Origin of the sequence: Acrocarpospora phusangensis, assembly GCF_016862995.1 — a bacterium.
In the GTDB taxonomy this organism is placed as follows: Bacteria; Actinomycetota; Actinomycetes; order Streptosporangiales; family Streptosporangiaceae; genus Acrocarpospora; species Acrocarpospora phusangensis.
This window is the reverse complement of the sequence record NZ_BOOA01000055.1, coordinates 1-15520: the sequence shown is the minus strand read 5'-3', so window position 1 is coordinate 15520 and position 15520 is coordinate 1. Positions and strand designations below refer to the sequence as shown.

General features: G+C 68.6%; 16 protein-coding genes and 1 riboswitch. Of the genes, 4 read left to right on the top strand and 12 right to left on the bottom strand.

Annotated elements, in window-relative coordinates; all coding sequences use genetic code 11:
* Nucleotides 1-35: 35 nt before the first annotated feature.
* The 3 genes from Aph01nite_RS28360 to Aph01nite_RS28350 form a co-directional block, all read right to left on the bottom strand.
* Nucleotides 36-923, bottom strand: a complete 888-nt coding sequence (locus Aph01nite_RS28360; RefSeq protein ID WP_239162041.1) for a coiled-coil domain-containing protein — start codon at nucleotides 921-923, stop codon at nucleotides 36-38.
* 61 nt (nucleotides 924-984) lie between these two features.
* Nucleotides 985-1122, bottom strand: a riboswitch (cyclic di-AMP (ydaO/yuaA leader).
* 112 nt (nucleotides 1123-1234) lie between these two features.
* Nucleotides 1235-2296 carry a galactose-1-phosphate uridylyltransferase gene (gene galT / locus Aph01nite_RS28355; protein WP_204044070.1) on the bottom strand — a complete coding sequence of 354 codons (1062 nt, stop codon included), beginning with the start codon at nucleotides 2294-2296 and terminating at the stop codon, nucleotides 1235-1237.
* Nucleotides 2293-3105: a DeoR/GlpR family DNA-binding transcription regulator gene (locus Aph01nite_RS28350; protein ID WP_204044069.1), complete on the bottom strand. Its 813-nt coding sequence runs from the start codon at nucleotides 3103-3105 to the stop codon at nucleotides 2293-2295. Before Aph01nite_RS28350 ends, galT begins: the two co-directional genes overlap by 4 nt.
* Before the next feature lie 141 nt (nucleotides 3106-3246).
* Here Aph01nite_RS28350 and Aph01nite_RS42710 point away from each other — a divergent pair, with 141 nt between their 5' ends.
* Nucleotides 3247-3324 carry a 50S ribosomal protein bL37 gene (locus Aph01nite_RS42710; RefSeq protein WP_373315687.1) on the top strand — a complete coding sequence of 26 codons (78 nt, stop codon included), beginning with the start codon at nucleotides 3247-3249 and terminating at the stop codon, nucleotides 3322-3324.
* A 7-nt stretch (nucleotides 3325-3331) separates the two neighbouring features.
* On the opposite strand, the gene Aph01nite_RS28345 is transcribed toward Aph01nite_RS42710, so the two are convergent.
* Entirely contained in the window at nucleotides 3332-3901 is a 570-nt protein-coding gene (locus Aph01nite_RS28345) for a TIGR03086 family metal-binding protein (RefSeq protein WP_204044068.1), read from the bottom strand.
* A 361-nt stretch (nucleotides 3902-4262) separates the two neighbouring features.
* On the opposite strand from Aph01nite_RS28345, the gene Aph01nite_RS28340 reads away from it, so the two are divergent.
* Nucleotides 4263-4670, top strand: coding sequence for a DUF7144 family membrane protein (locus Aph01nite_RS28340; protein ID WP_204044067.1), 408 nt, complete (start codon nucleotides 4263-4265; stop codon nucleotides 4668-4670).
* Nucleotide 4671: 1 nt separating this feature from the next.
* On the opposite strand, the gene Aph01nite_RS28335 is transcribed toward Aph01nite_RS28340, so the two are convergent.
* The 3 genes from Aph01nite_RS28335 to Aph01nite_RS28325 all read right to left on the bottom strand — a co-directional run bounded on the left by Aph01nite_RS28335 (nucleotide 4672) and on the right by Aph01nite_RS28325 (nucleotide 8883).
* Nucleotides 4672-6408 carry an ATP-binding SpoIIE family protein phosphatase gene (locus Aph01nite_RS28335; RefSeq protein ID WP_204044066.1) on the bottom strand — a complete coding sequence of 579 codons (1737 nt, stop codon included), beginning with the start codon at nucleotides 6406-6408 and terminating at the stop codon, nucleotides 4672-4674.
* Between the two features lie 92 nt (nucleotides 6409-6500).
* On the bottom strand, nucleotides 6501-7859 hold the full coding sequence (locus Aph01nite_RS28330; protein WP_204044065.1) for a TrpB-like pyridoxal phosphate-dependent enzyme: 1359 nt from the start codon (nucleotides 7857-7859) through the stop codon (nucleotides 6501-6503).
* A 136-nt stretch (nucleotides 7860-7995) separates the two neighbouring features.
* Nucleotides 7996-8883, bottom strand: a complete 888-nt coding sequence (locus Aph01nite_RS28325) for an LLM class flavin-dependent oxidoreductase (RefSeq protein WP_204044064.1) — start codon at nucleotides 8881-8883, stop codon at nucleotides 7996-7998.
* A 159-nt stretch (nucleotides 8884-9042) separates the two neighbouring features.
* On the opposite strand from Aph01nite_RS28325, the gene Aph01nite_RS28320 reads away from it, so the two are divergent.
* Complete coding sequence (locus tag Aph01nite_RS28320; RefSeq protein ID WP_204044063.1) at nucleotides 9043-9489, top strand: hemerythrin domain-containing protein; 447 nt, start codon at nucleotides 9043-9045, stop codon at nucleotides 9487-9489.
* Nucleotides 9490-9496: 7 nt separating this feature from the next.
* Here the strand turns inward: Aph01nite_RS28320 and Aph01nite_RS28315 are convergent, their stop codons facing one another.
* Genes Aph01nite_RS28315 through Aph01nite_RS28305 form a run of 3 tightly spaced genes read right to left on the bottom strand, consistent with a single transcriptional unit; the run spans nucleotide 9497 to nucleotide 12367 of the window.
* Entirely contained in the window at nucleotides 9497-10204 is a 708-nt protein-coding gene (locus tag Aph01nite_RS28315; RefSeq protein WP_239162040.1) for a response regulator, read from the bottom strand.
* The gene (locus tag Aph01nite_RS28310; RefSeq protein ID WP_204044062.1) at nucleotides 10174-11283 is read right to left on the bottom strand and encodes a hypothetical protein; all 1110 of its coding nucleotides are present in this window, start codon (nucleotides 11281-11283) and stop codon (nucleotides 10174-10176) included. The genes Aph01nite_RS28315 and Aph01nite_RS28310 overlap by 31 nt, the downstream gene beginning before the upstream one ends.
* Nucleotides 11284-11299: 16 nt before the next feature.
* A complete protein-coding gene (locus tag Aph01nite_RS28305; RefSeq protein WP_204044061.1) occupies nucleotides 11300-12367 on the bottom strand; it encodes a sensor histidine kinase in 1068 nt (355 codons plus the stop codon).
* Nucleotides 12368-12715: 348 nt separating this feature from the next.
* Here Aph01nite_RS28305 and Aph01nite_RS28300 point away from each other — a divergent pair, with 348 nt between their 5' ends.
* Nucleotides 12716-12928, top strand: coding sequence for a hypothetical protein (locus tag Aph01nite_RS28300; protein WP_204044060.1), 213 nt, complete (start codon nucleotides 12716-12718; stop codon nucleotides 12926-12928).
* 279 nt (nucleotides 12929-13207) lie between these two features.
* Here Aph01nite_RS28300 and Aph01nite_RS28295 read toward each other — a convergent pair whose 3' ends face one another.
* Nucleotides 13208-14122 carry an SDR family oxidoreductase gene (locus Aph01nite_RS28295; RefSeq protein WP_204044059.1) on the bottom strand — a complete coding sequence of 305 codons (915 nt, stop codon included), beginning with the start codon at nucleotides 14120-14122 and terminating at the stop codon, nucleotides 13208-13210.
* 575 nt (nucleotides 14123-14697) lie between these two features.
* Nucleotides 14698-15192, bottom strand: coding sequence for a GNAT family N-acetyltransferase (locus Aph01nite_RS28290; RefSeq protein ID WP_204044058.1), 495 nt, complete (start codon nucleotides 15190-15192; stop codon nucleotides 14698-14700).
* Nucleotides 15193-15520 lie beyond the last annotated feature (328 nt).

Genomic DNA, 15520 nt, shown 5'->3' with positions numbered 1-15520 from the left:
GTGGGGCAGTTGGTCTGTGGGTGATCGTGCTGCGGTCAGAACATCGAGATGTGCACGTGGTCCATGTGGTTCGCGGTGTTGCCGCCGCGGTTGCCCATCAGCCGCCAGCCGGAGCCGTGGTTGATGCGCTGCTTCCAGATCACGTACTTGACGCCGAGCTTGGTGCGGTTCTTCAGGGCCCAGGCGGAGATGCTGTCGCCCAGGGCGGCGTTGGCGGCGGTCGGCAGCGACCCGCCCGTGCTCATCATGAAGTCGCAGGCCCGGCCGAGCGGGTGCTCGCCCATGTTGTCGACCCGGTAGCAGCCGACGGTGTAGTGCAGCTTGAACGCTTCCTTGATCTGCTCGCGCATCAGCCGCGTGCGCGGCGTGATGTTGTCGCTGCCGGTGGGCAGCTCCGGAGCCCAGCCGCCGTTGGCCAGCTTGCCCGGCCCGATCGGGATGAGCTTGTCGAGCTTGTCCTGGATCTCGGCGATCAGTTTCTCGGCGTCCTTGCGCTGCCGCTCGATGTCGTCGGCCCGCTTGTCGATGTCGACGATCAGCTTCTTGGCGGTGGCCGCGGCGTCGCGGCGCTCCCTCTCCTTCTTCGCGAACTCTCTCATCTTGGCGGCCTTCTCGGCCTGGAGCTGCGCGGCCAGCGGGGAGATCTGCATGCCGGGCAGCAGCATCGTGGCGTCCACGGTGGACTGGTAGTTCAGCCCGGCGAGCTCGGCGACCTCTCGCTGGACCACGAGGTAGTCCGCCTCGGCCTTGGCCAGCCGCTGGCGGGCCCCCTTCTCGGCGGTACGCGCCTCCGCGAGGTCCTCACGTGCGGCGTGGTACTTGCCGATCAGCCCGTCGACCTTCTTCTCCAGGCTGCTGAGCTGTTTCTTCAGCTCTTCCTTGGTGGGTTTGGGGGCCGCGGTGGCGACCTGTCCCAGGGTCAAGACGGCCGCTAGCGCGCCGACCGTCACCAAGGCATGGCGGCGGAACGTGGGGGGCAGCGCCCACTCCTCTCCATCTGCCGACCGGGTTAGCTGACGGGTTCGGGCAGGAGGCAGGCCCTCGCGCTCACGCGCGTTCACCCCAGGTACGTTGGGTCCCCGGTTCCCGAGTGAGGCACTCGGGATTAGGCGTACCGGACGAGACATGTGATCTCAGGAGAGACCCGGGTGAATCGGCCGGTTGCAGTGGATAGTAATGGCAAAGGGAGGGTCTCGCCACCTAAAGTCGCGACCAGATAGAGATCAATCCGTAATCAGTCCGTCTGGCTTTCCTGATCTCGGAGCATGGCGGCGGCCTCCTCGGGACGGACGTCGTTGACGAAGGCTCCCATCGCGGACTCCGAACCGGCCAGGTACTTCAGTTTGCCAGGAGCCCGCCGGATGCTGAACAGCTGCAGATGCAGGTACGCCAACTCTCTCCGCTCCCGCACCGGCGCCTGATGCCAGGCCGCCACGTACGGCATGCTCACCCCGAACAGCCCGTCCAGCCGCCGCAGCACATCCGTGTACACCGCCCCGAACGCGGCCCGCTCCGCGGCGTCGAGCGCCGGCAGGTCCGGAACCTGCCGATGCGGGTAGAGATGCACTTCGAACGGATACCGGGCGGCCGCCGGCACGAACGCCGTCCAGTACGCGTTGCACGCCACCACCCGGGGCCCGGCCCGCTCGGCGGCCAGTACGTCGGCGAACAGGTTCCCCCGGTACCGCTCCGCGCTGTCCAGTATCTGCCGGGTCCTGGGCGTCACGTACGGATAGGCGTAGATCTGCCCGTGCGGGTGCGGCAGCGTGATCCCGATCTCCGCGCCCCGGTTCTCGAAGCAGAACACCTGCTCGACCCCCGGCAACGCGGACAGCTCCGCCGTACGGTCCACCCAGGCCTCCATCACCAGCTCGACCTGGCCGGGGGAGAGGGAGGCGAAGGACGCCTGGTGGTCGGGGGTGAAGCAGACCACCTCGCAGCGGCCGACGCCGGGCCGGACCTCGCTGAGCCCGCCGGGGGGCTCCAGATGCGGCGAGCCGAAGCTGAAGGACGGGAAGCGGTTCTCGAAGACGGCCACGTCGTACCAGGACGGGATCTCCGAACCGGGGTGGGCGGGGCAGAGCGGGCATTCCTCGGCCGTCGGCAGGTGGGTGCGGGTCTGGCGGTGGCCGGCGATGGTCACCCACTCGTCCATCAGCGGGTCGTAGCGCATCTCGGACGGCTGCGGCCGCGGGGGGAGTTCGCGCTCGTCTGGAGCGCTCCGGTCGGCGGCGTCGGAACGGTCGAAATAGAACAGTTCGCGGCCGTCGGCGAGGTGGGTGAGGGTCTTCTTCACAGGGCTTCTCTCCGGGAGGCGTCGGTTCCTGCCACGTCTGTTCCTGCCACGATCAGCTCGCCGACCTGCTCGGCCAGCTCGGCTCTGGCCGGCTCGGGCAGCCCGGCGTCGGTGACCACGACGTGGGCCTGCTCCAGCCGGGCGATGCTGCTGATGCCGATGGTGCCCCACTTGGTGTGGTCGGCCAGGACCACCAGCTGCTGGGCCGCCGCCACCAGTTCGCGGTCGGTCTCGGCCTCCAGCAGGTTCGGGGTGGTGAAACCGGCCCGCAGGCTCATCCCGTGCACGCCCAGGACCAGCACGTCCACGTTGAGGGAGCGGATGGCGGCCACGGCGACCGGGCCGACCAGGGCGTCGGACGGAGTCCGGACGCCGCCGACCAGGACGACGGTCTGGTCGGGACGGCCGGCCCGGTGGAAGACGTCGGCGACCGGCAGGGAGTTGGTGATCACGGTCAGCTCCGGCACGTCCACCAGGTGGTGGGCGAAGGTCCAGGTGGTGGTGCCGGCGGAGAGGGCGACCGAGCTGCCGGGGCGGATCAGGTGGGCCGCGTGCCGGGCGATGGCCTCCTTCTCCGGCTGCTGCCGCACCGACTTGGCGGCGAAGCCGGGCTCCTCGGTGGAACCGGGACCGGCGACGGTGGCGCCGCCGTGCACCTTCTCCAGCAGGCCGCGCTCGGCCAGGACCTCCAGGTCGCGCCGGATCGTCATGTCGGAGACCCCGAGGTCGCGGACCAGGTCGGCGATCCGGACGCCACCGCTCCTGCGGACCCGTTCCAGGATCGCCTGCTGCCGTTGCTGCGCCAGCATCCACCACTCCTATCAACAGATTCCAACAAATTATGGCATACCAAATGTTGAATCCTGGTGGCAGGGGTGGGTCTTGTGGGGGTACGCCAGGCAGGGGAGAGTGGGACGAGATCAGCAGCCGACGAGCGAAAGGACGAACCCATGGGTAAGCGTCAGCGCAAGTCGAAGGCCCGCAAGAAGAAGAAGGCCAACCACGGCAAGCGCCCCACCGGGCGTTAGCGGGGGTTCAGGCGCGTCGGCCCCAGGCGGCCAGTAAACGCGTCTGCGGGTCGGCGTCCACCGGCACGTCGGCGTGTTCTCCTATCACGCCGGACTGCCGGTAGGCCTCCTCCGCGCCCGCGAACCAGTTCGCGCAGGCGTCCACCAGTTCCGGATCGAGCCGGTCCGCGACCCCGATCGCCTGGGACAGGTCCCAGGTGTGGATCAGGGCGTCCGCGAACAGCTCGGTGACGTACTCCGCCCCGGGCACGTCCCCGAAGGACAGGTGCACGGTCCGTTCCAGGGCCCCTTCCGCGAAGGCGGCCTGCACCGCGTCGTGCGCGGACGTGTCGAACGCCTTGATCGGGTCGTCGTGCAGCAGGTCGCCGTCGAAGACGTCCCCCACCTCCCCGACGGTACGGCCCGCGAGCAGCTCGGGCGCCCACAGGTTCTCGTTCACGAGATGGTTGACCAGCGCGCGGACGTCCCAGTCCACGCACGGCGTCACGACCTCCCACTGGCCGGGCCTAATAAGATGCACGCGCTGACCGAAGGCATCGAGGGCCCGCCGGTAGGCGTCTCTGATATCGATGCTCACCCTTCTGACGTTAACTCGTCGGAGCGTTCCCGTCATTTCCCTCCTGCGCCGTCCTGCCCCCTTGACCCGGAATCCGCAGGTAGGGGCAGTACGCCCCTGGCCGAACTTTCACGATGATCGCTCACAGCCGCGCATCTACGGCCAGGACGGCGTACGAGGCCCTCCACGGCAGGCGGTGACGGCCCGGCGACCCTGCCCGACAATTTCCCCGTCAGACCCTTTCCCCGGAAAAATCCCGATGATTAGTCATTCAATGGTAAAGGGAAAATATGGCCCGCCATTTTTGCGTCACAGATAATGAGATACGCCCATTTATGTGCCTATGGTGAAGTGTCCCTGGATTTCGACTGGGAGGTACCTGGTGACTACCACATCGCCCGGACGGATGCCGTCGACGCGTTCCAACTGGCTCGGCTTCGCCGGGATCATCGGCATCACGGTGGGCATCTTCAACATCATCGGCGGGCTCGTCGCGCTCTTCCGCAGCAGCTACTACATCGCCAACAGCAGCGGTCAGATCCTGCTCTGGAACTTCACTGCCTGGGGCGTGATCTGGCTGATCGTCGGAATCGTTCAGGTCGTCGCCGGGTTCGGCATCCTGGCCGGCAAGATGTGGGCCCGCACCCTGGGCATCGTGATGGCCGGTCTGGCCATGCTCGGCCAGTTCGCGTTCGCCGCGGCCTTCCCGCTCTGGTCGATCATCGCCATCGCGCTGTGCCTGTTCGTCATCTACGCGCTGGTCGTCCCGCCGAGAGGCTCGGTGGCCTGAGTCACGGCAGCCGCAGCTCGACCCAGACGATCTTGCCGACCGGGGTCGGGCGGGTGCCCCACCGGTAGGTGAGCCGTTTGATCAGCTGGAGTCCCCGCCCGGTGTCGTCCTCCGACGTCGGAGTCCGTACGGCCGGCGGGGTGGGGGAGCCGTCGGAGACCTCGCAGACCAGCGTGCCCCCGCGGCTGCGCAGCAGCCGTAGCTCGATCGGCGGCCAGCCGTGTTTGAGTGCGTTGGTCACCAGCTCGCTCACGATCAGCTCGGTGGTGTCCACCGCCCCGGCCAGGCCCCACGCGTTGAGCGTGGCCCGGACGAACCTGCGGGCGTGCCCGACGAAGCGGGGATCGGCCGGCAGCGCGCAGAACGCCGTCTCGTCGGGGGCCAGCTCGTGCACCCGGGCCAGCAGCAGCGCGATGTCATCCCGCTCGTGCCCGGGGCGCTGGCTGCTGATGGTGACGTCGCACATCTCCTCGAGGTCGCCGCGCTGGATCGACAGCAGCCGCCGCAGCGCGGTGATGCCCTCGTCGATGTCCCTGGCCCGGCTTTCCACCAGGCCGTCGGTGTAGAGGGCCAGCACGCTGCCGGCGGGCAGTGTCAGCTCGCGCATCTCCAGCGGCTCGTTGCCGATGCCGAGCGGCAGGCAGGCGGGGAGTTCGATGATCTCGGTGGCGCCGTCCTCGTGGATCAGCACCGGGGGCACGTGGCCGGCCCTGGCGATCGAGCAGGATCGGGTGACCGGGTCGTAGACCGCGTACACACAGGTCGCGATCTGGGTCGGGTCCAGGTCCTGGCTCATCCGGCTGAGCCGGAACAGCAGCTCGTCCGGGGGGAGGTCGAGGCTGGCCAGGGTGCGCGCGGCGGTGCGCAGCTGGCCCATGGTGGCCGCCGCCCTGGTGCCGTGGCCCATCACGTCGCCGACCACCAGCGCGGCCCGGCAGCCCGGCAGCGGGATGACGTCGAACCAGTCGCCGCCGACGCCCATCAGGTCGCTGGCCGGGAGATACCGGGTGGCGATGTCCATGCCCAGCGGCTGGTGTAAGTCGGCGGGGAGCAGGCTGCTCTGCAGGGTCAGCGCGGTCCGGCGCTCCCGGGTGTAGAGGCGGGCGTTGTCGACGCAGACCGCGGTCCTGGCGGCCAGCTCCTCCGCGACCGCGACGTCCTGCTCCTCGAACGGCTGGCCGCCCGCCCTGCGCGTGAACACCGCGCAGCCCAGCACCCGGCCGCGCGCCCGCAGCGGCACCGCCAGGAACGAGCCGCCGGAGAGCAGCTTGGCGACCACCTCGCGGTCGAGCGTGGAGCCGATCAGCTGGGCGGTCTCGTCGTCCAGCTCCGGATACATGATCGTCTTGTTGGTGGCCATGCACTGGGCGTGCGGCAGCCGGGCGGGGAACACCAGCACCTCGCCGACCGGGAAGGCGTCCACCCAGTCCTTGGCGCTCTCCTCGGCCACGCCGATGGCGACCCGCCGGACCAGCGCGGTACCGTCGGTGGGGCGGGACGGGAACTCGCCGTCGATGACCAGCCGGTCCTGCACCATGATCGCGGCGGTGTCGGCGAACCGCGGCACGGTCACGTCCATTAGCTCGCGGCTGGTCTGGCCGAGATCGAGCGTGCTGCCGATCCGGCGGCTGGCCTCGTTGAGGAACGCCAGCCGCTCGTGCGCGGAACTGGCACTGCGCCGCCGCCATTCGGCCCGGTCCCCGGGCACGGGGTCCTTGATCACGCTGTTCCGGTTCATCTCTCCAGAATGGTAATTAGGAGCTCCGACGCATTTCAGGCTTTCTGCCAGACTTGTACGGCTCCCGCTTTTCCCACGGGAGCCGTATCCTGTCAGACTCCCGGCAAAGTCGCCAGAGCCTGATCGATCCGCTCTTGCGGAAGCGCGAAGTCATCCATCTCGCCCGACAGATAACGGTCATAGGCCGACAGATCGAAGTGGCCGTGGCCGCACAGCGCGGTCAGGATCACCTTCTCCTCGCCGCTCTCGCGGCAGCGCACCGCCTCCGCGATCGTCTCGGCCAGCGCGTGCGTCGGCTCGGGCGCCGGCACGATCCCCTCGGTACGGGCGAAACGCAGCCCCGCCTCGAAACACTCCTTCTGGCCGAGCGCGACCGCCTCGAACATGCCGAGCTCGTACATGTGGGACAGCAGCGGGGCCATGCCGTGGTAGCGAAGGCCGCCCGCGTGAATGGGGTCGGGCACGAAGTCATGGCCGAGCGTGTGCATCTTCAGCAGCGGGGTGAACCCGGCGGTGTCCCCGAAGTCGTACGCGTACGTGCCGCGGGTGAAGGTCGGGCAGGCCTGGGGTTCCACCGCGCGGATCACGGGGTCCATGCGGCCGGCGAGCTTCTCCCGGAAGAACGGGAACGTGAGGCCCGCGAAGTTGGAGCCGCCGCCGGTGCAGCCCACGATGACGTCCGGCGTCTCGCCGAACGCGGCCAGCTGCTCGACGGCCTCCTCGCCGATCACCGTCTGGTGGGTGAGCACGTGGTTGAGGACGGAACCCAGCGCGTACCGCGTGTCGTCGTGCTGGCCGGCGACCTCGACCGCCTCGCTGATGGCGATGCCCAGGCTGCCGGGGGAGTCGGGGAACTCGGCCAGGATCTTGTTGCCCGCGCTGGTCACCGGGGACGGGCTCGCGTGCACCTTCGCGCCGTAGACGCCCATCAGCGACCGCCGGTACGGCTTCTGGTCGTAGGACGCGCGGACCATCCAGATCTCGCAGGTCAGACCGTACTGCGCGGAGGCGAAGGCGAGGGCGGAGCCCCACTGGCCGGCGCCGGTCTCGGTGGTCAGGCGGCGCACGCCCTGCTGCGCGTTGTAGTACGCCTGCGGCACGGCGGTGTTCGGCTTGTGCGAGCCCGACGGGGAGCCGCCCTCGTACTTGTAGTAGATGCGTGCCGGGGTGCCGAGGCTCTTCTCCAGCCGCCGCGCCCGGATCAGCGGGGTCGGCCGCCAGAGCCGGTAGACGTCCAGCACGCTCTCCGGGATCGCGATGAACCGGTCCTGGCTGACCTCCTGGGCGATCAGGTCCATCGGGAAGAGCGGCGCCAGGTCGACCGGGCCGACGGGCTGCAGCGTGCCCGGATGCAGCGGCGGCGGCGGTGGCGCCGGCAGGTCGGCGACGATGTTGTACCAGTTACGGGGGATGCGGGATTCGTCGAGAAGAACCCTGGTGGGTTCGGCCATAACACGCCCTCCACGGCGACGGGGAGTGATCCGACCCCTCCCAGTCTCCGCTTCTCCCCGGGATTTGCAAAGCGATCACGCCTGTGACCTCACAAAACACGATTTGTCATGAGATCGGGTCAATCACGTTGCGTGATCAGCCCTGGCGCTCCTCCTTCACGCGTTCCCGTACGAGCGGGACCACGTCCTCGGCGAAACGGCGGAGCTGGGTGTCCTGGTCGCCTTCGCCCCAGAAGACGAACGAGTCCATGCCGTACGCGAGGGCCAGGTCGGTGAGTTCGTCGGCCCACTGCGAGGCCGGGCCGCGGAGGAAGCCCTGCGAAGGACCGTCGGTGATCGTGCCGTTGACGTTGTAGAGGCGGCGGATGTCGGACGGGTCCCGGCCCGCCCCGGCGGCGGCCGTGTCGATGCGGTCGTTCAGTTCCCGCAGGCGGGACGGGGGAGCCCAGCCGGAGGAGGGCAGCCAGCCGTTGGCGGTCCGCCCGGCGAGGGCCAGGGCGCGCGGGCCCGCCACGCCCAGCCAGATCCCGATCGGATGAGCGGGGGCCGGGCCGGACTTGGCGCCGCTCAGGTGGTAGTGCTCGCCGGCGAAACGCAGGTTGGACTCGCCGCTCCAGATCTTCCTGATGACCTGGATGGCCTCCTCCAGGGCGTCGATGGCCTGTTTGGGGGCCCGGGCGGCTCCGCCGTACGCGGCGATGGCCTCCCAGAACGCGCCCGCGCCCAGGCCGAGCTCCAGGCGCCCGCCACTGAGGAGATCGAGGCTGGCGGCCGACTTGGCCAGGACGGCGGGCGGGCGGAGCGGCAGGCTCGCCACGTCGGGGAAGACGGTGATGCGCCGCGTGGTGGCGGCGATCATGCTCAGCAGGGTCCAGGTGTCCACATATCGCCGCTGGTAGGGGTGGTCCTGGACGCCGATCAGGTCCAGGCCCAGCCGTTCGGCCGTCTGCGCGGTCTCCAGCAGCGGCTCGTCCGCGTTAGGAACCAGGAAATATCCGAACTGTACGTCTCGCCCGTAGTCCATGACCGCGAGAACCCCCTTGTGACGCGTATTGTTCCGGTTGACCTTCCCGGGAAAAGGTGATGGGATCCCACGTCAGCGTCGCGTGTACCCGGCCAGGAGACCGCCGAGGGCATGGAGGCGCCGGATCTTGGGATTTCCTTGAACGATCGCCTCACGGCGTTGGGCAACCAACTGATCGACGTACACATCTGGCTGCGCGAGGAGCTGGCCGAACTCCGCGAATCACTCGGCGACGGACGCCCGAAAGAACTCCAGGCGCACTGCCTGGCCTTCTGCTCCGCGCTCGAACGGCATCACACCGGCGAGGACGCGGTCGCCTTCCCCCAGCTCGCGGAGGAGTTCCCCGAGCTCAGGCCGACCCTGGAGTCGCTCAGCCGCGACCACCTCATGGTCACCTCGATCATGGGCAACCTCCAGGCCCTTTTGGACGGCCTCGGCCCCGCGGCCAGCCCCGCCGAGCGGACCCGCGCGCTCGGCGAACTGGACGGCCTCGCGGCGCTGCTCGACTCGCATTTCGCCTTCGAGGAGCGCAAACTCACCGCCGCGCTCAATTCGCTCCGGCACACCGGGCCCACACCCGATTACCTGCTGCCCGACGAGTTCTGACGGTTCCTCAGTTCTGGGGGCCGTCCGCGGCGAACGACTGGTATTCGATGATGTCGTCCGGCGTGATCAGGCCGTCCTGGATGGCCCGCGCCAGCAGCGTCGTCTTCGTCGGGGCGGCCCGGCCGGTGCTCGCGTACTTGATGCGCGCCCGTTCGATGTACTGCTTGACCGTCGCCTCCGTGATGCCCATCCGGGTGGCCACCGACTGCTTGTTCATGCCCTGGAACCAGAGCAGCAGCGCCTCCCGCTCGCGGGCGGACAACATCGGCCGGGCCGTGCCCGCGTCCGCGACCACCAGCGCGCCCGCCATCGTGGGGGTGACATAAGGCCGGTCCCACGCGACCGCGACGATGGTCTCCAGGCAGTGCTCGGCGCTCTCCCCCTTCGTGATGAACGTCGCCGCGCCCGCTTTGAGAACGTTGAGTACGGTCTCCTCGTCCTCGTGTACCGAGTAGACCACCACCCGCCGCCCCTGCGCGCACAGCTCCGGAATGCGCCCGATCATGAGCACCCCGTTGAGCTCCAGATCCAGCAGGAGCACATCCGCGTCCGCCCCCGGCCCGTCCAGTACGGCCTCCAGCGTGTCGCCACTCGCGATGATCTCGACGCGTTTCAGCGGATCGGCGGCCACCCACGACCGCATGCCCTCCAGCACCACCGGCAGATCCTCCACCACGGCGAGCCTCACGGGGCGGTCCAGCCGCTCTCGATCCACAGCAGTCCTCCTTCGACCTGCGTCGCGACACGCACGCCGTCGGGTTCGGGCACAACGAACTCCTCGGCGTCCGACAGCACGCTGATGATCACTTGGTTGGCGGTGGCGACCAATGTAACGCGTGCTTGCGTACGGGCTCGCGCCAGCGCTTCCAAAGGGGCTTCGATCAGCGCTTGCCGTACCTCCAGAGGAAGGGGTGGCACCGTCCCCGCGGTGAGCAGATTCACCACGACGCCGCGTCTCTCGATGTCGAAGACGCACGCGCGCAGCGTGTGCAGCAGCGGATTCGGCGCGTCGTCGGTCTCGGCGATCAGGCGGCGCAGCCGGGCCGCGCCGACCGCGCACTGGTGGCGCACATCCGGATCGCTCGGGTCCGCGCCCTCGGCCAGCCGCGTCAGCACCGGGGCGGCCGCCTGCCGGGCCTGCGCGTAACGGCGGAGACGGTCCGCGTGCACCTGCTCGGCGGCCTTCTGGGTGGCCTCCGCGCGGGCCAGAATGCTGGAGTTGTCCGCCGCCCAGTGCGCGGCCAGGTCGAACGCGTGCGCGCCCGCGCTCGCCCCGGCCTGCAACGTCATGCTGCCGAAGAGGATCACCAGGAACTTGCCGATCCAGACGCGGTCCAGCGAATCCGCCGCCGCCATACCGGCCAGCATGATCAAAGCGTTGATCAGGAAGAAGACGGCCAGATCGGACGGCCAGGTCCGCCTGGGCCAGAACAGGATGAGCGCAAGCCAGCCCACCGACCCCCAGCCCCAGTTCGCCGCCGACATGATCGCCTCCGGCCGGCACGCGACGATCACGACCGCGCCCGACACGAGCGCGAGACCCGCCGAGGCCCACGGCCCGAACGGCAGCCGCCGCCCCGGATTCAGCAGCGCCACCGACGCCGCCACCCCGATCACCGAGTACAGGATCCAGGCCCCCAGCGCCAGCAGCGGCCACCGGTACTCCGACCAGCCGAAAATGGTCGACGGCAGGTCCGAGCCCAGATGCCAGGCGGCCGCGATGGTCACGGCGGCGCGCGTGCTGGCCTTGGAATACCGCTGGGCGACGAGTAATTCCGGCGCTGTGACGGTCACGCGGCCTCTACCCCCGTCATGGCGACCAGCGCAGGTCGACCCGGGTGCCCTGCCCGTCCGAGGTCACCGTCGCGGAACCGCCCACCGACTCCAGCCGGTCCACGATCGAGACGCGGATGCCGTACCGGTGATCGGGCACCAGGGCGTGGTCGAACCCCGTCCCATGGTCGACCACCTCGACCCTGACGTCGGTGTCGCCCGTCGTCAGGCGCACCTCGGCCGTGTCCGTACGGGCATGCCGGTGCACGTTGGCCAGCGCCTCCGCGACCGCCTCCGCGAAGGCGTCCGCCACGAACCAGGGGACCGCGCATGGCGACAGATGCTCCTTGACCTTGACGTCGGCGCGGGCGGCCACCAGGCGGATCCGCTCGTTCAGCGCGACGAAGGCGGTGTGCGGCTCGGTGGTCTGGGCGATGCGCTCCAGTTCCGCCAGATTGGCGGACGCGGTCTCCCGGAGCATCGGCGACGTGGCCCGGATGCCGCCCGCGCCGATCACCATGAGCGTCGCCAGGAAACTCCCGTGCATCCGGCTGTTCTGCGCCCGCTCATCCGTACGGCGCTCCCGCTCCACCGTGGCGCGCTCCTCGAAGTCGCGCAGCTGCGACAGCAGGGCGTCCGCCGCCCGGGCCGCGCCCCTCAGCAGGGTCGCCAGCACCGCCGTCGCCCCGATCTGCACCAGATTGATCCCCGCCCCGGTGTACCCGCCGTCCGCGACGCCCGCCGCCTGCGCCCCCACCAGATGCGCCACCGCGACCACCAGCCCGCCCAGCACCGCCGCGAACGGCGGCCACGCCAGGCTCACCGCGACAATGGTCATGGTCACCAGGCCGGCCACCCAGCTCGCGCCGCCCGCCAGCAGCTCCGCCGGGATCAGGCGATCCTGCAGCAGGCACAACACAGTCGTGACCAGGATCTCCCCGCTGACCAGCCAGACCGCCAGCCCCCACCGCCAGGCCACCAGAGCGAAGAACGCCGTCCAGGCGAAGTTGGCGGCGACCGCGGGCACCAGCCAATCCGCCGCCACCGGCGGCGCGATGCTCAGCAGCCCCGCGACGCCCGCCACCAGGCCCGTGACCCCGCGCATGACGGAAGTGCACAACGCGGTCACCCTCATCAAGGCGGCCCACGCCGGAGTCCGGCCCGGGGGGCCGTGCTGGTGCCGAACACCCTGGGCCATCAGAGTCTCACTCGCCGACGTCGCGACAGAAAAGCGCCGTCCGAGTGTAAAGCCTTCCCCAGCCAAACATGAGACCGTATGGCCCTGTTCTGCCGCAATCGCATCAGGCGAATGTCAGCTGAAAAACCGTCATCGCAGATCAGGGTGCAGACCGCTGTAATAAAGACGGCCGCACCGGATCCCGGTTACGGTCCGGGCGCGGACCCCACCCTGGAGACCCGCCACGCGCGTCCGCCCCGCGATAGGAGGCCCGGCATGCACGTCACGGAAAGCGACATCCGAGCGACCATCGCCTCAGCTCGCGTCACCGACCCCAGAATCGCCGTCCAGTTCGACGACAAGGTCGACCGGGGGGACATCGGCGCCCTCACCAACATGATCAGCAGCTTGGTCCGCGTTTTTCTCGGCACCACCAAGAACGTCGACCTGGAAACCGCCTCCCGCGTAGCCCGCTCCTACTTGCCCTGAGGGGCCTCGGCAGAATGAACCTTGACGCCGGTATGGCGTGTCACCTGCGTTAACGGCGCCGGATAACGGCGAGAGCCTGGCGTGTGGTCCGATCTGATGGCCGCATTTGAGCGCGCACGCAGTCGGTTCGCTCCTGCGGAGCGGCCGTCCCCCGTGGTGATGGTCAGCGCATCGAGCAGGTCCGATGGTGGCGCTGCACCGTTGCGAAGTCAGCGCTAACCCGCGACCAGCACCTTCGAGGAGGTCAACGGTAATCCGTGATCGGCATCTTGGAGGAGGTCAACGGTAACCCGTGACGTTGGCGGGGAGGCCGGGGTCTTGGACTTCGACCATGTAACGCCAGGCGTCGGGTTGGCTGCCGTCGACATCGGTGAAGCCGTAGATCTGGGCCAGTTGGCCGCTGGAGAGGGATTGGCCGTTCCAGCGGGACACTGCGGGGTCGGCGGCCAGGGCGGCGACGGCGCGGCCCACGTAGGCGGGGGTTTCGGAGATGGCGAAATGGGGTTGAGCCTGTAGGGCGTCCTGCCACGTTGCTTCGGTTACGCCGAAGGCGTCCAGCATCATTTCCGAGCGAAGCCAGCCCGGAGTCAACGCCACGGCCGTCCCTCCATGGGGAGCGAGTTCCTTCGACTGGGCGAAGGCCATCCGGATCACCGATGTCTTCGCCAGATCGTAGAAGTAGGAGATCCGGTAGTTCTCGTTGTTGTACTGGGCGGTGCCGTCGGTCACCTCGATGACCAGGCCGCCGGGCTTCCTGATGAGCAGGGGAAGCGCGTGGTGGCTGGTGATGATGTGGGTGTCGATGGCCAGACGCAGGATGCGGAGACCCTTCTCCAAAGAGTGCTCCCAGAGCGGCTGGTCCCAGCTGAACAGCTGCTCGCCGCCCCAGATGTTGTTGACCAGGACATCGAGACGGCCCTGCTCAAAGTCAATGCGCTCAACCAGCTCACGCACCTGATCAGACTCCAGGTGGTCGACTTGCACGGGGATCCCGTAGCCGCCGGCGGCGGTCACCAGATCGGCGGTCTCCTCGATGGTCTCCGGGCGGTCGATCTCAGAGCGCTGTGTCTTGGTGCTGCGCCCGGTCACGTACACCGTGGCTCCAGCCGCACCCAACTCCACGGCGATGCCCCGCCCAGCCCCACGCGTGGCCCCGGCGACAAGCGCGACCTTCCCATCCAGCGACCTACTCATACGCACAACTCCTCCACACCCCATCGCGCCTCATGCCCGACAGACCTTCCGGACTGCCGGGCTCTTGTCATCCGACATGACTTCTCACGCCTGTCGGCCTTTCCGCCTGACAGAGCTTCTGGATCTGTCGGACTCTTGTCCTCCGAACAAGATCTCGGTCTTTCCGCCCGATAGAGCTTCCGGGTCTGCTGGCTCTTGTCAGCCGACTGAGCCTTCGCGCCCGACAGGCTTCAGGCACCGGGTGGCCTCTCGCATCCGAATATCTTTGGGCTTGATCCGGTTTGACGGACACCTGAGATCAGGGGTTCGTCCCCGGAATGGTGCACATGATGGATGGCATGGGCAAGAAGAGACGTCCACGCCGCTCGTTCACCCCGGAGTTCAAAGCCGAGATCGTCGAGCTGTGCCGGCGGGGTGACCGTTCGGTCGGCCAGGTGGCCTCGGATACTCGACGAGCCTTGGGCATCCGACAAACCTCGCGCACTGGGGTCCTTTGGCATCTGTCAGGCCCTTCGTGTCGTTGCCCGACGTGTTCGTCACGGCCTGGGTCTGTCAGGTCTTCGTGTATGTCGCGTCTACCTGGCCCTTCGAGTCAGTTGTGTTCCCACTACGTCTTTCGTGTAGCGGTGCGTGGGAACGAGCACGGGTCCGGCGGCGGCTGAGGCGGCGTACTCGAATGGGCCTTCGTCGGTCCAGCCGTTGCGCTCGTAGAACCTGCGCGCCCGGGGGTTTCCTGCGACGACGGCCAGCCAGGCTTTCCCGTGCCCAGCGGCTGCGACGAGCCGTTCGGCTTCGGCCAGGAGGATGGCTGCCACGGCGGTTCCCCGATGTTGTTCGGCGACGTAGACCTGTTCGACCTCGTCCCCAACCACCATCACGAACCCCGCCACGGACCCGCCGACGGCGGCGACCACGGTGTCGTCGACCCGTTGCGACGCCCGCACGCCGAAGGACTCCGCGGTGCGCACGGCGGCAAGCTCCTCGGGAACGTGTCCCAGGTGCGCGTCCCGCCACCCATCGATCCAGATCTTCGCGACATCCTGCGCGTCCTCCCGGGTCGCGGGACGCACGATGACAGCTTCACCGGAACTCAACACGCCGCCCACACTAGCCACGAGGTCCGACAGAAACCCGAGCCACAAGATCCCTGAGAGTCGCCACCATCGGACCCTCGAGGGCTGCCGCTCCCGGGACCCTGAGGGCCGCCGCCACCTGGATCGTTGACAGCCGCCACTACCGGACCTTTGAGCCGCCATCGGACCCTTGGGAGCCCGTGACGGGCTGACCAGACGGAAACCGGAATCCCGGACCCGCGGGGTAGTCATAGCGGGCGCTATGCGTGGAAACTGATGCAATGGTCAAGACTCTGTCCCCCAAGACCTACAACGAGGTGTTCTA